At 57.1% G+C, this 17528-nt stretch carries 16 protein-coding genes; 10 read left to right on the plus strand and 6 right to left on the minus strand.

All coding sequences use genetic code 11. The features are described from left to right. The first annotated feature begins 256 nt into the window (after nt 1-256). The 4 genes from IC235_RS07740 (at nt 257) to IC235_RS07755 (ending at nt 5047) form a co-directional block, all read left to right on the plus strand. A complete protein-coding gene (locus IC235_RS07740) occupies nt 257-2476 on the plus strand; it encodes an OmpA family protein (protein WP_191004602.1) in 2220 nt (739 codons plus the stop codon). 179 nt (nt 2477-2655) lie between these two features. Then, the gene (gene ubiE, locus IC235_RS07745) at nt 2656-3384 is read left to right on the plus strand and encodes a bifunctional demethylmenaquinone methyltransferase/2-methoxy-6-polyprenyl-1,4-benzoquinol methylase UbiE (RefSeq protein ID WP_191004603.1); all 729 of its coding nucleotides are present in this window, start codon (nt 2656-2658) and stop codon (nt 3382-3384) included. Further along, on the plus strand, nt 3333-4136 hold the full coding sequence (porT, locus tag IC235_RS07750) for a type IX secretion/gliding motility protein PorT/SprT (protein WP_191004604.1): 804 nt from the start codon (nt 3333-3335) through the stop codon (nt 4134-4136). The genes ubiE and porT overlap by 52 nt, the downstream gene beginning before the upstream one ends. A gap of 170 nt (nt 4137-4306) precedes the next feature. Continuing rightward, nucleotides 4307-5047, plus strand: a complete 741-nt coding sequence (locus IC235_RS07755) for an SDR family NAD(P)-dependent oxidoreductase (protein ID WP_191004605.1) — start codon at nt 4307-4309, stop codon at nt 5045-5047. A 219-nt stretch (nt 5048-5266) separates the two neighbouring features. Here IC235_RS07755 and IC235_RS07760 read toward each other — a convergent pair whose 3' ends face one another. Together IC235_RS07760 and IC235_RS07765 are read right to left on the minus strand one after the other, a co-directional pair. After that, complete coding sequence (locus IC235_RS07760; protein ID WP_191004606.1) at nt 5267-5923, minus strand: alpha/beta hydrolase; 657 nt, start codon at nt 5921-5923, stop codon at nt 5267-5269. Nucleotides 5924-5966: 43 nt separating this feature from the next. Further along, the gene (locus IC235_RS07765; protein WP_191004607.1) at nt 5967-6464 is read right to left on the minus strand and encodes a cytidine deaminase; all 498 of its coding nucleotides are present in this window, start codon (nt 6462-6464) and stop codon (nt 5967-5969) included. Between the two features lie 92 nt (nt 6465-6556). On the opposite strand from IC235_RS07765, the gene IC235_RS07770 reads away from it, so the two are divergent. The 6 genes from IC235_RS07770 (at nt 6557) to IC235_RS07795 (ending at nt 13957) form a co-directional block, all read left to right on the plus strand. Then, a complete protein-coding gene (locus IC235_RS07770; RefSeq protein ID WP_191004608.1) occupies nt 6557-7921 on the plus strand; it encodes a saccharopine dehydrogenase C-terminal domain-containing protein in 1365 nt (454 codons plus the stop codon). Between the two features lie 194 nt (nt 7922-8115). Then, complete coding sequence (locus IC235_RS07775; protein ID WP_191004609.1) at nt 8116-8616, plus strand: hypothetical protein; 501 nt, start codon at nt 8116-8118, stop codon at nt 8614-8616. Between the two features lie 216 nt (nt 8617-8832). Beyond that, nucleotides 8833-9786: a hypothetical protein gene (locus IC235_RS07780; protein ID WP_191004610.1), complete on the plus strand. Its 954-nt coding sequence runs from the start codon at nt 8833-8835 to the stop codon at nt 9784-9786. A 274-nt stretch (nt 9787-10060) separates the two neighbouring features. Beyond that, a complete protein-coding gene (locus IC235_RS07785) occupies nt 10061-11062 on the plus strand; it encodes a WD40 repeat domain-containing protein (RefSeq protein ID WP_191004611.1) in 1002 nt (333 codons plus the stop codon). A gap of 256 nt (nt 11063-11318) precedes the next feature. Beyond that, nucleotides 11319-12011: an ATP-binding cassette domain-containing protein gene (locus tag IC235_RS07790; protein WP_191004612.1), complete on the plus strand. Its 693-nt coding sequence runs from the start codon at nt 11319-11321 to the stop codon at nt 12009-12011. Between the two features lie 1034 nt (nt 12012-13045). After that, entirely contained in the window at nt 13046-13957 is a 912-nt protein-coding gene (locus tag IC235_RS07795; RefSeq protein ID WP_223847148.1) for an SDR family oxidoreductase, read from the plus strand. A gap of 204 nt (nt 13958-14161) precedes the next feature. Here the strand turns inward: IC235_RS07795 and IC235_RS07800 are convergent, their stop codons facing one another. The 4 genes from IC235_RS07800 to rnhA all read right to left on the minus strand — a co-directional run bounded on the left by IC235_RS07800 (nt 14162) and on the right by rnhA (nt 17370). Next, on the minus strand, nt 14162-14908 hold the full coding sequence (locus IC235_RS07800; RefSeq protein ID WP_191004614.1) for a tRNA1(Val) (adenine(37)-N6)-methyltransferase: 747 nt from the start codon (nt 14906-14908) through the stop codon (nt 14162-14164). Between the two features lie 252 nt (nt 14909-15160). Then, complete coding sequence (locus IC235_RS22790) at nt 15161-15475, minus strand: leucine-rich repeat domain-containing protein (RefSeq protein WP_191004780.1); 315 nt, start codon at nt 15473-15475, stop codon at nt 15161-15163. Between the two features lie 15 nt (nt 15476-15490). Next, the gene (locus tag IC235_RS07810; protein WP_191004615.1) at nt 15491-16615 is read right to left on the minus strand and encodes a leucine-rich repeat domain-containing protein; all 1125 of its coding nucleotides are present in this window, start codon (nt 16613-16615) and stop codon (nt 15491-15493) included. Nucleotides 16616-16899: 284 nt separating this feature from the next. Then, entirely contained in the window at nt 16900-17370 is a 471-nt protein-coding gene (gene rnhA, locus IC235_RS07815) for a ribonuclease HI (protein WP_191004616.1), read from the minus strand. Nucleotides 17371-17528 lie beyond the last annotated feature (158 nt).

Genomic DNA, 17528 nt, shown 5'->3' on the forward strand with positions numbered 1-17528 from the left:
GAGTTACCCGGCTTCTAAATGCTTGAAATTTTGCTTGAAACCGCTTAAGAGGGCAAAAAACTTATCTTTTTACACTTTCCCGACAATCCATTATGCAAGGTGAGCCGTTAATGACTGCGGCTAGCGATTAACGATTAACCCTTCTGTATTTTTTCAGTATAAGGCCCCAACGTAGCTTGTGGTCCTTGCTTTATACCCGGCATATCTCTGTTTACACCCCCCTCAGAAACTCCTTTTTCTTCAAAACACTCCTCCAATGGACAACTTATCCAGAAGGTTACTACAAGCGTCGTGCGCTGTTGCCCTCACCGCTACCATCAGCTCTCCGGCACAGGCGCAAAGCACGCGTAAAGACCTCAAGACCGGCAACAAGTTCTTCGAGCAGGAAAACTACCGCGCGGCCCTCCCGTTTTACGAGCGAGTGCTGGCTAAAGAACCGAATAACGCGAAGGCGTTGTTCAACGCCGGTATTTCCTATATGTCATTCGATAAGGAAAAGGCCAGCGACTACATTTACAAGGCGCAGAAGCTGAAGCCGAAAGTGTCGAAAGATGTGGAGTACTGGCTCGGGCGGGTCGACCACCTCAACTATAACTTCGACGAGGCCGTGGCGCACTTCCAGGCTTACAACGCCACGCTAAAAAAGAACGACCAGCGCAAAGAGGGCCTGGCCCAACTCATTCAGCACAGCAAAAATGCCAAAGTGCAGTTTAACTCGCCCAAGGACATCTTTGTAAAAAACCTGGGCCCCACCATTAACACGCAGTTCTCGGAGCACAGCCCGGTTATTTCGTCGGATGATAAAATGCTGATCTTCACCTCCCGGGGCGAAGACGTAACGGGGGCCAAGGGCAAGGTCACCGACGCGAAAAATAAAAGCATTGCCGCCGATGGCGAGTACTACGAGGACATCTTCGAGGCCAAGCGCATCGACGATGAGAACTGGGAGAAGCCCCGCTCGCTGGGCGCCGCGCTCAACAGCAAAGGCCACGATGCCTCGACCCAGCTGTTCGACAACGACACCAAGCTGCTGATGTATCGCAACGACAACAACGGCGATATTTTTGTGTCGGAGAAGAAACCCGATGGCGAGTGGGGTACCCCCAAGCCCTTGGATGGTAATATCAACTCTAAGTCGTACGAAGGCGACGCTTACATTACTCCCAATGGCCTGACGCTCTACTTTTCTACCGGCAGGTACTCGGAGGATGGTACCCTCGACCTGTACGTGGCGACCCGCCCCAGCATTGACGCGGATTTTGGTACTCCTAAGTCGCTCGGGGGCAACATCAACACCCGGTACGACGACGACAGCCCCTACCTCAGCCGAGACGGCAAAACCCTGTATTTCTCCTCGCGCGGCCACAATACCATGGGCGGCTACGACATCTTCAAGTCGGAGTTCGACAGCGTGGGGCGCAAGTGGGGCGCGGCTCAGAACATGGGCTATCCCATCAATACCCCCGACGACGACTCGTACTATCGCCTGAGCCCGGACGGCTCGTACGCCTACCTGAGCAGCTACCGCATTGGTGGCTACGGGGAGAAAGACTTGTACACCATCAACTACATCAAGAACGCCAACATCCGGGGCAAGGTGTTCTCGTCGAAGGATAGCACGACCGTGATTCCGGGCGTGGAGCTGGTCTTCACCGGGACGCAGGCCGATAAAACGGCGCTGAGCTTCCGCGATGTCACCAAGTACAACGGGGCTTATCAGGTAGCCGTGCTTTCGGGCCGCACCTACCAGGTGGCCGTGAGCAAGGATGGTAAGAACATCGAAACGCAGGAGTTCGCGGTTCCGGTGTCGACCAATGACTCGACGACGATTACCAAGAACTTCTACGTGAACTACATTGACACGACCAGTGCCATGGCGTTCAAGAACATTTACTTCGACACCGATAAGTATAAGCTGCGTCCCGAATCCATCACGGAGCTGAACAATATCAGCCAGATATTGACGGCCAACGCGGGCATCAACATTTCGATCGAAGGGCACTGCGACTCGCGCAACACCGACGAGTACAACATGGTGCTGGGCCAGAACCGGGCCGATGCCGCGTTCAAGTACCTGAAGAGCAAGGGTATTGCCGCATCCCGTATGACCACCGTGAGCTACGGCGAGCGGCGTCCGGCCGCCCCGAACGATTCGCCGGAGAACATGCAGCTCAACCGTCGGGCCGAGTTTAAGCCCGTGATGGTGGAAGGTGCGACGCCGCCGAGCCCAGGTGCGGCCCCCGCGCCGGCCCCGGCTGGCCCCGCCGTGCCGCTGACCCCTGGCAAGAGCAAGGTGAAAATGGCTGATGGCACCAAGGTTAAAACCAAGGTTGACGAGGATTCCGATAAAGTGAAGGTGAAAACCAAGTCGCCCGACGGCAGCGAGACCAAAACGAAAACCAAGAATGGTGAAGTGGATGGCAAAGCCAAAGATGCCAACGGTGATAAGACCAAAATCAAGACTAAAAATGAATAGTCGTTTAAGTCTTTAGCCTTTAGCGAGCCAAGCGGGCCGGGCACATTGTCCGGCCCGCTTTTTTGTATTTCAAATCGGGCCTCGGTGGCTCCTTCTCCCGTATTCCGCTAACAAACCAGTCCTGTTAGGCGTTGGAGAAGAACAATTTTTCCGCTTCACTTCCGTTCTTTGCACCGCTCATGGCCGTATTACCTTACAAAGACAATTCCGCCGATAAGAAATCGCAGGTTGCCCAGATGTTTAACTCCATCGCGGGCAAGTACGATTTTCTCAATCACTTCCTCAGTGTCGGCACCGACATTTATTGGCGGCGCAAAGCGGTGGACGAGTTGAAGGCCCTGCGCCCGGCGCGCATTCTGGATATTGCCACCGGCACGGCCGATTTCGCCATCGAAACCCTGCGCGCCGCCGCCACCGACGCCCACGTGACCGGGGTCGACATCTCGGAGGGCATGTTGGAAGTGGGGCGCCGGAAGCTGGCCGCGAAAGGGCTGGGCCACCGCATTCAGCTCGAACTCGGCGATTCGGAAAACCTGCCGTTTGCCGATGGCGAGTTCGACGCGGTGACCGCCTCTTTTGGAGTCCGTAATTTCGCGCATCTGGAGGCCGGCCTGGCCGAGATGCGGCGCGTGCTGCGGCCCGGCGGAAAGCTCGTGATTCTGGAGTTCAGCAAGCCGACCGCATTTCCGCTCAAGCAAGCGTATAATTTTTACTTCCGTCGGGTCTTGCCGGTGTTCGGCAAGTTGATTTCCAAAGACCAATCGGCGTACACCTATTTGCCGGCTTCGGTGCAGGCATTTCCCGACGGGCCCGACTTCCTGGCCATCCTAACCAAAGTCGGTTTCAACCAACCTTCATGGCAACCACTTACATTCGGCATCAGTTCCGTTTACACGGCGCACAAATAAAACGACTGGCCCTGCTGGGGCTTTGGGGGTTGCTGGTGCCCACGGCGGCACTGGCCCAACACAAATCGACTTCCAAAATCAACCGCAGCCATTCCGGCGCAGTCAAGTCCATCACGGTGAAGAACCTGCCGGCTTACGACGAGCGTTGGTTTCATCCCGGCATGTACATTGGGCTCACGGCCTCCCGGTTTGTTATTGAGCAGTCGGCGCTTTACACCAACCGGCAAAACGTTATCGCCAACTCGGTGTATAGCCCCAGCCTGGGAGTGGGCTTTATTGGCGACGCGCGCCTGGGCCCGGCATTTTCGCCGTTTATTCTGCGGTTTGCGCCGGGGGTTATCTTTCTCACCCGCAAGGTGGAGTTTCTTCCGCGGGGCTATCCCAACCCGGATTCAATCCTGACCCAGGAGGTGACCTCGACGGTAATTCAATTCCCCTTATTGCTTAAGTATCAGTCGAACCGTCGGCGCAACTCCCGGGTGTACATGCTGGCGGGAATCAACCCGATTATCACCGCTAGCAGCCGCCGCAGCGACCCCATGCGCAACCAGCTGCAGGCCGTGAGCAGCGACCTGACGCTGGAGTATGGGGTGGGGATGGACTTGTTCTATCCCCTGTTCAAGCTGGCGCCGGAGCTGCGCTTCTCGCACGGCCTGCGCAACTTGCTGGTGCCGCACAACGACGTTTTTAGCCGGAGCCTGCAAAGCATCAGCACCAACACGGTGACGCTGTATATCAACATCCAAAACTGAGCTGCCGGCGGCTACCGGCGGGTTATTAGTGCAGTTCTCGCAGAGGAGGAAAGAATTAAAAATTAAAAATGAAGAATTAAAAATGGACCAGCACATTTTTAATTCCTAAAAAACGGTACCCTAAAGCGCTACCCTTAAGGTCTGACCAACAGCCAACAGCTAAACAAGCTATGAAAACCGCATTCATCACCGGGGCGTCGTCGGGCATTGGGCGGGCGACGGCCGTTGCCCTGGCCGGAGCCGGGTTTCAGCTGGTTGTAACCGGGCGGCGGCGGGAGCGGCTCGAGGAGCTGGCGGCCCAATTGGCCCCGGCGCCCGTCCAGGTTCTGGTGTTCGACGTGCGGGACCGGGGGGCGGTGCAGGCGGCCGTCGCCACGCTACCGGCCGAGCTGCGAGCTCCCGACGTGCTGGTGAACAACGCCGGGGGAGCCCACGGGCTGACACCGGTGCAGGCTAGCGACCCGGCCGACTGGGACCAGATGCTCGATGCAAACGTGCGCGGCTTGCTCAACGTGACCCACGCCCTGCTGCCGGGCATGACGGCCCGGCAAACGGGTTTCATTCTGAACATCGGCTCCGTGGCGGGGCAGGAGGCCTACGCCAACGGCAATGTGTACTGCGCCAGCAAAGCGGCCGTGGGCATGCTCACCAAAACCATGCGGCTGGACCTGCTGCCCACCGGCGTCCGGGTGGCCGAGGTAAATCCCGGGGCCGTAGCCACGGAGTTTTCGCAGGTGCGCTTCAAAGGCGACACGGCGCGGGCGGCCAAGGTGTACGAGGGCTTCGAGCCCCTGCGCCCCGAAGATATTGCCGACATCATCGTATTTATGGTGACCCGACCGCCGCACGTGACCATTGCCGAGGTGCTGGCCGGCGCCCAGGGCGCGGCCACGACGATAGTGAGAAAGTAACGTGCTTCGTGTACCCGGGGCGCAACCTCACCCCCGGCCCCAGTTCGCTTCATGCGCGAAGCCTCAGGAGAGGGGAGCCAGACGATAAGGACTGGGATACGGCTATAGAGTGGATTCTGGGTCGGTGTGCCCGGCGTGGGAGGTTAAACCTTAGGTGCTCCCGCAAGGGGCCTTCTGCCGGACAGGGAAGATAACCGGGATATGGCCCAGCAAACCGCTCTAGATATGCCCTTGGGCCGCCAGTTCCTCTAGCACGGCGCGGTTGAGCTCGTGCTTGCCCTCGAAACGGATGAGCTGGGGAGAACTGCCAAGCGCTTGCAGCCGCTGCTGTTGCTCGGTTACCTGGGCGGCCGGGATAAATTCATCGTTGGTGCCCACGACGATGGTCAGCGGAAGCCCGTGCAGCAGGTTGCTGGCCTGGGTGGGCGTGAGGTCCTCGGGAAATCCGCCGGCCCACAGGATGAGGTGAGCGGGCCGGAAGTGGGCCTGGGCCAGCCAGCGGCCAACGGTAGCCGTGCCCTGCGAGAAGCCCAATACCGTGATGCGGACGTCGGCCAGGCATTCATCCAGTACTTGGTCGGCTAACTGATTGAGGAAGCCGACGTGGTCCGCAATTTCGTGCAGCCGGTCGTCGCGGGTCATCCAGCTGGCCCCGACGCGGCCGCTGTTGCCGCTGAGGTAAAAGCGGGAGAGGCCCTCGGGCGCGATGACGACCGTGGCCGGGTCGGCTTCGGCCAGAAAAGCGAAGTGGCGGGAGAAGTAGGCCGCCAGCTGCCCATAGCCGTGGCATACAAACCAAACCCGCTTAGTGGCCGCCGATAATTCGCCCAGCTGGTAGTAGCGGGCCGAGCGGGTGACGGCTAGATGGCGTTCCATAATTGAGTGAGGGGTTATTGCCGGATAGTTATGAGTGCCAAGCCTACCTCGGGGGCAGGTCGTCGGCCGAGAAGTTGAACGGCAGGAGCTCGGCCAGCGAGCGGAAGCGGAGGATGGTGCCAGTGCGGCCCGGCAGCAGGAGCGGAATGGCTTGGCCTTGCCGGACTTCGCTTTCCAGCATTACCTGGCGGCAGGCGCCGCAGGGAAAAGCCGCGCCGAACTCCCCGCGGGCCGGCCGGGCGGCTATTGCCATGCCCACGATGAGCGGGTGGCCGGGCTGGTTGGCCGCCAGCCCAAACAAGGCCGTGCGCTCGGCGCAGAGGCCCGAGGGATAGGCGGCATTCTCTTGGTTGGTGCCGCGGAACACGGTGCCATCGGCCAGCAGCAGCGCGGCCCCCACGTGAAAACCAGAGTAGGGGGCGTAGGCGTGCTGGGTGGCGTCGCGGGCGGCGGCCCAGGCCACCTGTTCGGCAGGAGTGAGGTCGTTGACGGAATCCAGCTCTTCGTAGGAGATGAGCTGCTGGCGGGAAGTACGGGCCATGGGGCTGGGGTAAGCAGGCGGCGAAGGTAATGACGCGGCGCTTAATGCGGAACGAAGCGCGGAGCACTGCCCGGGACGTGTACTTTTGCCGCATGACTTCCCGTTTATTATTGCTCGGCGCGGGCCGCTCGGCCTCGTCGCTTATTCAGTACCTGCTGCGCCACGCGCCTGCCGAACAGTGGTTTCTGACCGTAGCTGATGCTAATCCGGCTCATCTGGCCCCGGTGCTGGCGGCCCATTCGGAGTACGCCCGGGCGGTGCCCTTCAACGCGGAGGACGAGGGTTTGCTGGATGAACTGATCGGGCAAGCGGATATCGTTATTTCCATGCTGCCGGCGCTGCTGCACCCGGTGGTGGCGGGGGCCTGCGTGCGGCACGGGCGGCACCTGGCCACGGCCAGCTACGTGAGCCCGGAAATTCGGGCCCTGCACGCTGCGGCCGCCGCGGCCGGCGTGACGCTGCTGATGGAGTGCGGCCTCGACCCGGGGCTGGATCATATGTCGGCCATGCGGGCTATCGAGCACATTCGGGCCCGGGGCGGGCGGCTTACTTCCTTTAAGTCGTACTGCGGCGGGCTGCTGGCCCCGGCGGCGGAAGCTGATAATCCGTGGAAGTACAAGTTCACCTGGAACCCGCGCAACGTGGTGCTGGCCGGACAGAGCACCGCCAAGTACCTCGAAAACGGCCACCCGCGATTCATTCCTTACCAGCAGCTATTTGCTCGTACCGAAACCCTGGCCGTGCCCGACTATGGCGAGTACGAGGGCTACGCCAACCGCGACTCGCTCAGCTACTGCGCCCCCTACGGCCTCGACGATATCCCGACCATCCTGCGCGGCACGTTGCGCCGGCCCGGTTACTGCGCGGCCTGGCACGCCCTGGTGCGTCTGGGCCTCACGGACGACTCCGTGAACCTGGGCAACGCCGAGACCATGACCTGGGCTGAGCTCATTGAGGCGTACCTGCCGGCTTCGCTCATTCCGCACCTGGACTTATCGCTGCGCCTGGCCACCTACCTGGGGCTCAACCCCACGGGCGAAGAAATGGGCCGCCTGCGCTGGCTGGGGTTGTTCTCGGACCGGCCCGTGGGCCACGCCAACGCGACCCCCGCTCAGCTGCTCGAACGCCTGCTGAGCGAAAAATGGCAGCTCCAGGCCCACGACCATGACCTGATTGTGATGCAGCACCAGTTCGAGTTTGAGCTGGCGGGGCAGGCCCATCGGCTTACTTCGTCGCTGGCCGTGGTGGGGGATGATGCTACCCACACCGGCATGGCTAAAACCGTCGGCCTGCCCCTGGGCATGGCCGTGCGCCGGCTGGCCCGGGGGCAGGTCACGACCCGTGGAGTGCTGCTGCCCCTGGATGCCGCGCTGTACGAGTCCATCCTTGAGGAGCTGGCGACCGAGTACAGCATCCGCTTCAACGAAGAAGAGCAGCCGGTGGCCCCGCCGCAATAGAACCCTAAACCAATTCGTTGGGCCACCACATGCCAGCAACCGGCACTCACCTAAACCTGCGCCGACGCCTTTTGGGACGTTTGTCGCGCGAAGCAGGCTGGCTGTGCCTATAGTATAATGAAGTAAAAACAACAAAAAAATGGCAGGAGTATAATGATTTTTTAAAACCGGTTATCTGTTTAACTAGATAAAATATGCTCGGTATTCCAAATTACAAACCCGACTTTTATAATGAGGCAGGTTTGCTGATCAGGGACCATAAGGAAGTATTGTCAAAATTGATCGATCAAAGATTAAATAGCTATTGGCTGATGTGGGAGACCAAAGCTGATAAATGGTGGAGTGAGGGGCCAGTAATATTAGAAATAGGTTCTTACCACTATGAATTGACTGCCTATAAAGATCTGTTTGGTCTAACGGCGGACCGAATTGATATAAGCCAACCATTGGATTGGTACGGAGCAGGATGTGAAATCCCATTGAAATGGAAAGCCAATTGTCAGGAAGATATCAATAAACTCCTCGGCAAGAAGATTGAACAGATTAATATCTTACTTGAATACGAGATTTTGCTATATGGAATTGAGCTAGTATTTGAACCGAATGACAACTTACAAATTTTTAACTTTGGCGATGAGATTGGCATAAGTACAGAAAAGCTTTCTAGCAGGATCACCAAAGTGAAAATTAAATAATGGAGTCTAGTACTCATTAACTATACAGTATATGACTACAATAGAACCCTAAAAAGCTGTTTGATTTAGCCTTAGAACTTAGAGCTTAGACTGAGGAAAGGAGCTGGCTGGGGTTAAAAAAGAAGACGTTCTCCACTCTAGGTTCTCCATCCTAGCGCAGCAATCGTTGGAGTAGCTAAGGCAAACATATTATAAACCAGCTTATTGGGTCGCCACATGCCAGCAACCTGCGCCTACTTGAACCTGCGCCTACGCCTTTTAGGACGCCTGGTGCGCGAAATAGGTTGGCTGCGCCTGGCAATCCTGGCGCCGGTGCTGGTCGCGGCCCTTGGCCGGCTGCTCGTAGTGGTGGCTCCTCATCCGCAGGGGCAATGGGCGCTGCCCGTGGGCTTTGGGCTGTGGCTGGCCGCGGCGCACCGGCAGCGCTCCGACTTACGCTTTCTGGCCATCAGCGCGCCGGGCCATCGGCGGTGGTTGGCAGTAGAGTACGCCTTGGGCGCGCTGCCTTTGGCGGGAATACTAGTGCTCTTCAACGATTGGGGCGCGGCGGCCCTCACGCTGGGGCTGGCACCGGCAGTGGCCTGGCTGCCGCCCGCCCGCGAAGGCCGAAGCCCGCAATACCGGGGGCGGAGCGCGTTTCGCAGCGAGGCATTCGAGTGGGTAAGTGGCCTGCGGCGGGGTGGCGGATGGCTTTGGGTGGCCCTGCTGGCCGGGGCGGTATGGCAGCACGAATCACCGCTGGGGCCCATCTTGGCCCTGGCGGGGTGGCTGCTGGTGGTGCTGAGCTGCTATAGGATACCCGAGCCGCTGCCCATGATGGCCTTGGCGGCGCGCACTCCCCAGCAATTTCTGCGTCGGCGGCTGGGGCTGGGGGTGGGGTACGCGGCGCTTACTGCCGCTCCATTGTGCTGGCTGCTGGCCGTGGGCCCGGTGGGAGCCGGGGGCGCGCTGGGCGTGGGATTGGTTTGGCTCGGGCTGGTAGCGCTTATCATCTTAACCAAATATGCTTTTTACCCCAATGCCCTGCACATTCGAACCACCCAAGGGTTAGTAGTGGGCGTGGCCCTGGTAATGCCTGGGCACCCAATGTACCCGGCGTTGTTGCTGGTGGCCGTTGGGGGACTCATCTGGCAGAGCCAGCGGCGGCTTCGCGCGGTGCTCGGGGCGTGAAGCCTGATCTTGGGAGTAGTAATTTTTGCTTCCTTTGTAATGGTTGCTAGCCTGCTGACTTTTAATTTAACCAACTCATTTACTTTAACCAAGGCTCTATGCTTATTTTGACAGTATGCTTAAAACCTCATTTGGGTGATGGAAGATGAGGAATAATCCCTCTATTTATTATATTTCTGTTCCGTATACTGTGCATAAAGGGTTGGCTTTGAAGCTTTGTGGATTGAAATACAAATGTATACGATCTTTTTTGTAAAAATAAATCACTTCTATTATGGCCGATAAATTGATACGGCAACTAACATTTGATTCACCTGTCCTTCAGATGGCTGTGAGTTGTGACGGAGAGTATTTAGCGTTAAGCCATGATTTTGATAGCTATGAGACATTCTTGGCTGTTAGAAATGATGTTGATATTCCAGATCAGCCCAAAATCAGTCTCCTATCAATTAATAATGGGCAGCATCTAGCGACAATAAACCTGACAGGTGAACGACCAGGCACTAAACTAAATTTTATCAATCGTAGTCCGCTCCTGATTTACCATGTTTATGAAGGAATCCAGCTGTATGATTGTCGAGCTAAGGAAATAGTAGCAACTATCCCCTTTAGAGATATAGGGGGGCTAGTCAAAACTAGCATGGAAAGTCGGGTCGTTTTTTATGGAGGGTCAGACCAAACAGTTCAAGTGTGGGATGTTCTGAAAAAAGAACAAGTTTGGCAATTACCAGGACACGAATCCGATTATCGAGACTGGACTTATTTTTATAGTGCTGCAGATATATCTGCTGATGGAGAAAAAGTAGCCGTAATCCGCACTGGTAGTCAAAAAATATTGGTTTACGATATCGAGACGAGCGCTTTACTCCACACTATCCTTCAGGCTCCTTTTGCAGGGTCGGAGATAAGCTGGTCATTAGATACTAACTATTTAGCAATAAGGGGTGAAGAATCTAAAAATGAATCCGACGAACGAAAAAGATTTGTTTGGTCGCTAAAAACTCAAGAGTTAATAGCTCAAGAAAACTTTGAATCGCCTAGTGATAACTGTTCTGCAATTGCTTTTCATCCCAGTAGTAATTACTTGGCTACGGGTTATGTGAATGGTAGAATCGCTCTCGAATCATTGGAATGTAAAAGAACTATTTTTTCTGATTTTACCCATATAGGGCAAGTTGAATCGATAGTTTTCACGAACGATGGCAAAAGAATGATTTCAGGTGGAGAAGATGGAACAGTTACCATTGTGAATTTAGAAGAATTAGGGAGTTTTTGATGAAGAAGTGATTGGTTTTTATATTTTTATGACCTGCTCTTGCAATTATAATTTGCGACTGAAAGTGCTTGGGAGTTGAACGCAATGGGATAAAGCGCTACGAAGCCAGTGAGTTATTCAATATCAGTCGCAATACCATTAATACATGCTTCTAGCGTCGGAGGAAAACGGGTGACTTTGATGCCAATGGTAATTGTTGTTACCCATTGATTATTTAGTTCAATCAAAGCTCCAGCTAAAAGGTGGCGTTATTAGAATGCTTGAAATTACTAACCTACGCAAAGCCTACGGCCCCCACGTGGTGCTCCACGACGTAAGCCTGACACTGCGGCCCGGCACGATTCACGGCTTGGTGGGAGCCAATGGGGCGGGCAAAACAACCCTGCTCAATTGTCTGTATGGGCTGGAAGCGGAGTTTGGCGGCACCGTGCGCGACACCACGGGCCGCCCCCTGCGCGACCATACCGGCCTGCTGCCCTACGAACCATATTTCTACCCGCGCCTCACCGGCCGCGAGTACCTGGAGTTTTGCCTGCAAGCCCGCCGCCGCCCGCTGACGGATTTTGCCGCCTGGAACCGCCTACTCGAGCTGCCACTCGACCAGTATGCCGAGGAGTACTCGGCGGGTATGCGCAAGAAGCTCGCCCTGCTGGCCTTACTGGTCCAGAACTTCGACTACCTGATTCTGGATGAGCCGTTCAACGGCCTCGACCTGGAGGCGAACCTGCTGCTGAAAGAAATCCTGCGGCGGCTGCGCGACCGGGGGACCGGCATTCTGCTGACCTCGCACATCCTGGGGGCCCTGACCGAAACGGCCGATGAAATAACCGTGCTGGTGGGGGGGCGGGTGCAGCGCCATTACCCGGCAGCCGACTTTGGCCGCCTTGAAAAGGACTTGCTCGACAGCCTGCACCGCGAAAAGCTGGGGCTGCTGGATGAATTGGTGTAGGCCAATACCGCTCTTGCCGTTGCGCTACCAATCCAAATAAAGCCCCGCCAGCCGCTCGGAAAGCCACCAAATAAAGTGTCTCATTGGCCGTTTAAATAATCAGCTTCGCTTCGGGGGGGCGCTGCTGGTGGACCGAAATCCACTTATGCTGGTGCCGGTGTAGCGCCACCTTACCGATGATGGTGGAAGTGCTGGCGCCCAGAATAGCGCCAACCCCAAAAAATACTGGTTCGCAGGCCTGAAGTGCTTCAGTCGTTCGTCGGGCATGATCAAATGCGAAGCAGGAAACAACGGGAAGGTGCGACAGCCTCGCGTATTACCAGACTCTGGTTAAGGTTCTGAGCGTATTCCTACTTCCACACTGGGGCGTAGATCAATCTCGGCCCTAACAACCCTTTCGGCATGATGTGGGTATTACACTAAACCAAGTGCCGAAATCTGCTAAAACACCCCACCATGGCTCCGCAAAACCACTCTTTCTCCCAACCCTGGCCGCCTGCGTGGTCGCCTGCCAATACTGCGCTTCGGCCTGCTTGCCGGAAGACGACGTAAAGATGACGGCCCGTTGCACTCATCCGACCACGACTGTGCCGAAATCCGCCGCGCTTGCGGCGAGGAATGCGCCCGGCACCAGATGGACCACGGCCAGTAGTGCGCCGCCTGCCGCCGCTGCACAGAAGCTTGCTGCCCGCCCCTGGCAGTTTAACCAGGTCTGTCGTTTTCTTTTCACTTCCGCGCATTGCCACTTTACCCGGCTCTTAGCTGTGTTCGCCGCCTATTGCCCATGCTCCGCCCGTAGCCTATCGGAGATGATTCCGCAAATGCACCGGCTCAACCAGTGAAGGCGGGCTCTTATTCGGTAACAGGCCCGGAAACGGTCACCCCGGAACTGCCGCCCCCGGCTCCATCCTATCCTAACCATTAAGCACATTACCATGACAGAGAAAACCCAACTTAGTCGGCGCCGGGTGATTGGCGGCTTAGGAGCGAGCTTAGCCGCTGCTGCCGTTGCCCCTTCCTTCCCCATACCGGGAATGGCCGCCCCCAGCGATGCAGACACCCTTGAAAAATTGGAAAACCCCTCCGAAAAATACCCGAAACCGCCGTTCAAAAGCCAGTCGCAGCCCTGGCCGGGTTTGGCTGGACAGATGGACCCCGTGCCCGACCACGGTGAGAAAAGCTATAAGGGATCGGGCCGGTTGAAAGGACGCAAAGCCCTGATTACCGGCGGCGACTCCGGCATGGGCCGCGCCGCCGCCATTGCCTACGCGCGGGAAGGCGCCGACGTGGCCATCAACTACCTGCCGGCCGAAGAGGCGGACGCCCGGGAAGTCATTGCCTTAATTAAGAAAGAAGGTCGCCAGGCCTTGGCCTTGCCCGGGGATTTGCGTGACGAGGCCTTTTGCCGGAAGCTCATCGACGACACCGTGCGCGGCCTGGGCGGGTTGGACATCCTGGTGAGCAACGCGGCCCGGCAGCAGCAGCGGCAATCCATCCTCGACCTCTCCACCGAGGACTTTGACGCCACGATGAAAACCAATATCTACGCGCCCTTCTGGCTTATAAAAGCGGCCCTGCCCCATCTGCCGCCCGGGGCAGCCATCATCGGTACCACCTCCGAGCAAGCCACCGACCCCTCCGCCGACCTGTATGACTACGCCCAGACCAAGGCGGCCACCACGAACTTCGTCCGCTCTCTGGCTAAGCAACTCGCACCCAAAGGTATCCGTGTGAACGGCGTGGCCCCGGGCCCCATCTGGACGCCCTTGCAGGTGAGCGGCGGCGCAACCCCGGAAAAGCTCAAAAAATTTGGCGGGGATACGCCCATGGGCCGGCCCGGGCAGCCCGTCGAACTGGCCTCCATCTACGTGCAACTGGCTGCCAATGACGCTAGCTACGCTACCGGTCAGGTGTACGGGGCCATGGGCGGCGGTGGCCAGCCCTAGCGTCCGCCCAGTAATGTTTTAATTGTCCTGTTGCTTTCTGCGGGTTGAAAAGATGACACTTAATCGTCACTGAACAGGCTGCAGAATGGGGCCGAAAAACGGATGCGCTGGAAGGTTACGGACCAGGTCATTACCCCGCAAGAGGCCTGCGTCCGTCTGCAGCGCCCGACCTAGTGCCAGGCGGATATCGTTCTTGTCTTCGCACTACAAATCCAAATAAAACCCTGCCAACAGGGCCCGGAAGTCCGCCGAATAAAGGGCGTCATCCTCGGCCGTTCGAATGCTCAGCTCCGTTTCGTGGGTTGCGCCCAGGGCGGACCGGAACCCGGTAATGTGCCGCAGCGGCCGGCTGCCGGGCCGGTGCCGCACCACCAGGCGCGTGGCCGGATGCAGGCCCACCGCGGCAGCCACCTGCTCAAATGCTCGCATTTCCAGCGGCGGCAGCAACATGGTCAGCAGGCCGCCCGGCGCTAGCATCGTGGCCGCGGCCCCCGCCAGGGCGTCGAAAGTAAGCGTATCGGCGGCCTCGTGCCGGGCAGTGGTGCGTCGGGCATCAGGCGAGCGCAACGAATGCCGGAAGAAGGGCGGATTACAAACGATGTGGCTGAACCCCGGGGCCGTCTCCGCCAGGGGTGCCGGCCGCCCGGCCACGTACTCCGCTAAACTTAGCGCCCACACGCGAATCCGGCCGCCCCACGGACTAGCCGCCGCGTTGGCCGCCGCCTGAGCGGCAGCCGCGGCATCAATCTCAAGGGCCTCAATTTCGACGGTGGGGTGGCGCTGGGCGGCCATCAGGGCCAGCAGGCCGGTGCCGGTACCAATATCGAGCAGGCGAGTGGCGCCGGTGAGGTCGGCAGCCGCCCCCAGCAGGCAGGCATCGGTACTGACTTTCATGGCGCACGCGCCCTGCTCGATGCGGAACTGCTGGAACTGGAAGTAGTTGTTGGGCATGCCGGGCCTAGATAGTTCCGTGAGGGTGTATTTTCAGGGCTTGAGTTTTGCCCGAACTTACGGGACCAGTGCTCTACGGCGGCCCGTACAACGGCGGCAATACGGGCCGCTATCTAAACATAGTCGGCAAGCCTGCAAACGGTAACGATTCGCCACTGCATCAACCAAAAACAGGGGCCCAATGGCGCAACCGTAAAATAGCCACCAACTCCTGCCGCGGCCACTCTTTATATAAGCAACTTATTCCTGTGGCTAATCTACCAGTAATTCTAATCCGGGCTTGTGGCGTAAGGCTTGTGGAAGATGCGTGAGCGGATTGTGACGGGCATCCAGCTTGGTAAGATTGGGCAAGGCAGCTAAGCTTTCGGGTAAAGTTTGTAGGTGATTATGAGCGCAGATGAGCCAGTCCAAGTCGCGTAGCTGTCCCAGGCTTTCGGGTAGGGCTTGGAGGTGGTTATGACCACAATCGAGCCCTTTTAAGTGGGGTAGCTGTCCTAGGCTTTCGGATAAGGCTCGGAGGTGATTATCAGTGCAATACAGATATTGTAAGTTCGGTAACTGTCCCAGGCTTTCGGGTAGGACTTATAGATGGTTATTACCACAAAAGAGCGATTTCAAATGCTGTAGTTGTCCCAGGCTTTCGGGTAAGATCTGGAGGTGGTTCCAAGAACACTGGAGTTCCCGCGAATTTTGTAGCTGTCCCAGGCTTTCGGGCAGGGCTTTCAGTTGATTATTAGCGCACTCGAGCTGCTCCAATTTTTGTAACCTTCCTAGGCTTTCGGGCAGGGCTTGGAGGTAGTTGGAAGAGCAGAAGAGCCCTTGCAAGAGGTGTAGCTGCCCGAGGCTTTCGGGTAAGGTTTGCAGATGGTTATTACTACAATAGAGCTCTTGCAATTCTTGTAACTGTCCCAGACTTTCGGGCAGAACCTGTAGTTGGTTATTGGAGCAATTAAGCCTTTGCAAATGGTGTAACTGTCCCAGGCTTTCGGGCAGGGCTTGTAATTGATTAGACGGGCAATTGAGCTGTTCCAATTTTTGTAACCGCCCCAGGCTTTCGGGTAGGGCTTTCAGTTGATTACCACCACAATAGAGCCTTTGCAAATGGTGTAACTGTCCCAGGCTTTCGGGCAGCGCTTGTAATTGGTTAGACGAGCAATCCAGGTATTGCAAATGGTGTAGCTGTCCCAGACTTTCGGGCAGGGCATGGAGTTGGTTATTGTAGCAATCCAGCCTTTGCAACTGCTGTAAATGCCTCAGGCTTTTAGGCAAGGCTTGCAATTGGTTGTTCTCGAGAGCCAGGTATTTCAAGTCGTGTAGTTGTCCCAGGCTTTCGGGCAGGACTTGTAGTTGGTTATTGGAGCAATCCAGGTATTGCAAGTGGTGTAATTCTCCCAAGTTCGGGGGCAGGGCGGTAAGTTTTCTCCCCTGTATATCCAGCTCAGTGAGTTGGAGCAACTTGGTGAGGGCGGTAGCATCAAGGTTCTGGCACTGGGTCTCAAAAACAAAGTGGTAGAGGGAAAGCAGCCCGTCTAAGTACTGCTGGAAAGCAGTTGGTTTACCTAGCCCTTTAGCTAAGAGCAAGGCTAATTTGATGTTGGCTCTTTTTCCGGAGCGGAGTAATCGGATCAGCTCGGCCACTTGTTTGGCCAGCGCATCGGGCTCGGAACGGGAAGCCGGATCCGCAGGAGTATGTTGGTCAGGAGTCATCGATAAAGAGGTGCTAAAGACTGTGGACAATGTAGGGCTTAGTATTGGGCCTATGTGCCGCCACCAATTAAGCGCCCGCCTGGCAAGTGGTTAAAATACAGCCTGGGCACTTCCCAACAAGGGTGCAGGCACGGGGCGCAACAACCGATTGATTGGGTATCCAAGTGGTATTGTAGCGAGAAGTCCGCCAATTCGCTACCCTCACGAAAAAAACGCAATTTCATTTGTGGCCGTAACCCTTCTGCTAGCAGCCCTCGATTCGACCCGATGAAGGGCCACCCACTCTAAAGCAGCGGCGTTTTAGCCAGGGCTTCGTACCCTTCGTCAATCAGCAGCCCTTTGCCCAGGGCGCTTTGTACGGCTAGCACATCGCAACGCTCGTTCTCGGCGTGGCCGGCGTGGCCTTTGATCCAGTGGAAAGAAACCTGCCGCTGCCGGTAAATTTTCAGGAAGCGGCGCCACAGGTCCTCGTTGGCTTTCTTGCCGAAGTCCGCCTTTTTCTCCCAGCCGAACACCCACTTTTTCTCCACGGCATCGACCACGTATTTCGAGTCGGATACGACGCGGATGGGCAGTTCGGGCCGGGTCACGGCTTCAAGGCCAACGATGACGGCCAGCAGCTCCATGCGGTTGTTCGTGGTGAGGCGGAAGCCCTGGGTCAGCTCCTTCTCGTGCGGGCCGTAGCGGAGGATGGCCCCGTAGCCCCCGGGACCAGGGTTGCCACGGGCCGACCCATCGGTAAACAGATGTATCATTTTGGTGCTTGGTTGTTGGTGCTTGGTGCCTGGTTGCTGGGAGTTTTGTTCCTCTGGCGTCCGCGCAGCCGAAGCAGCTCCGGTGGGACGGTAAACATATGTCATTGCAACAGATGCATGCGTTATGCCTTGGCTACGCTCAGCCAAACGTCTTAACA

This window comes from Hymenobacter montanus (genome assembly GCF_014699115.1).
GTDB classification, from domain to species: domain Bacteria; phylum Bacteroidota; class Bacteroidia; order Cytophagales; family Hymenobacteraceae; genus Hymenobacter; species Hymenobacter montanus.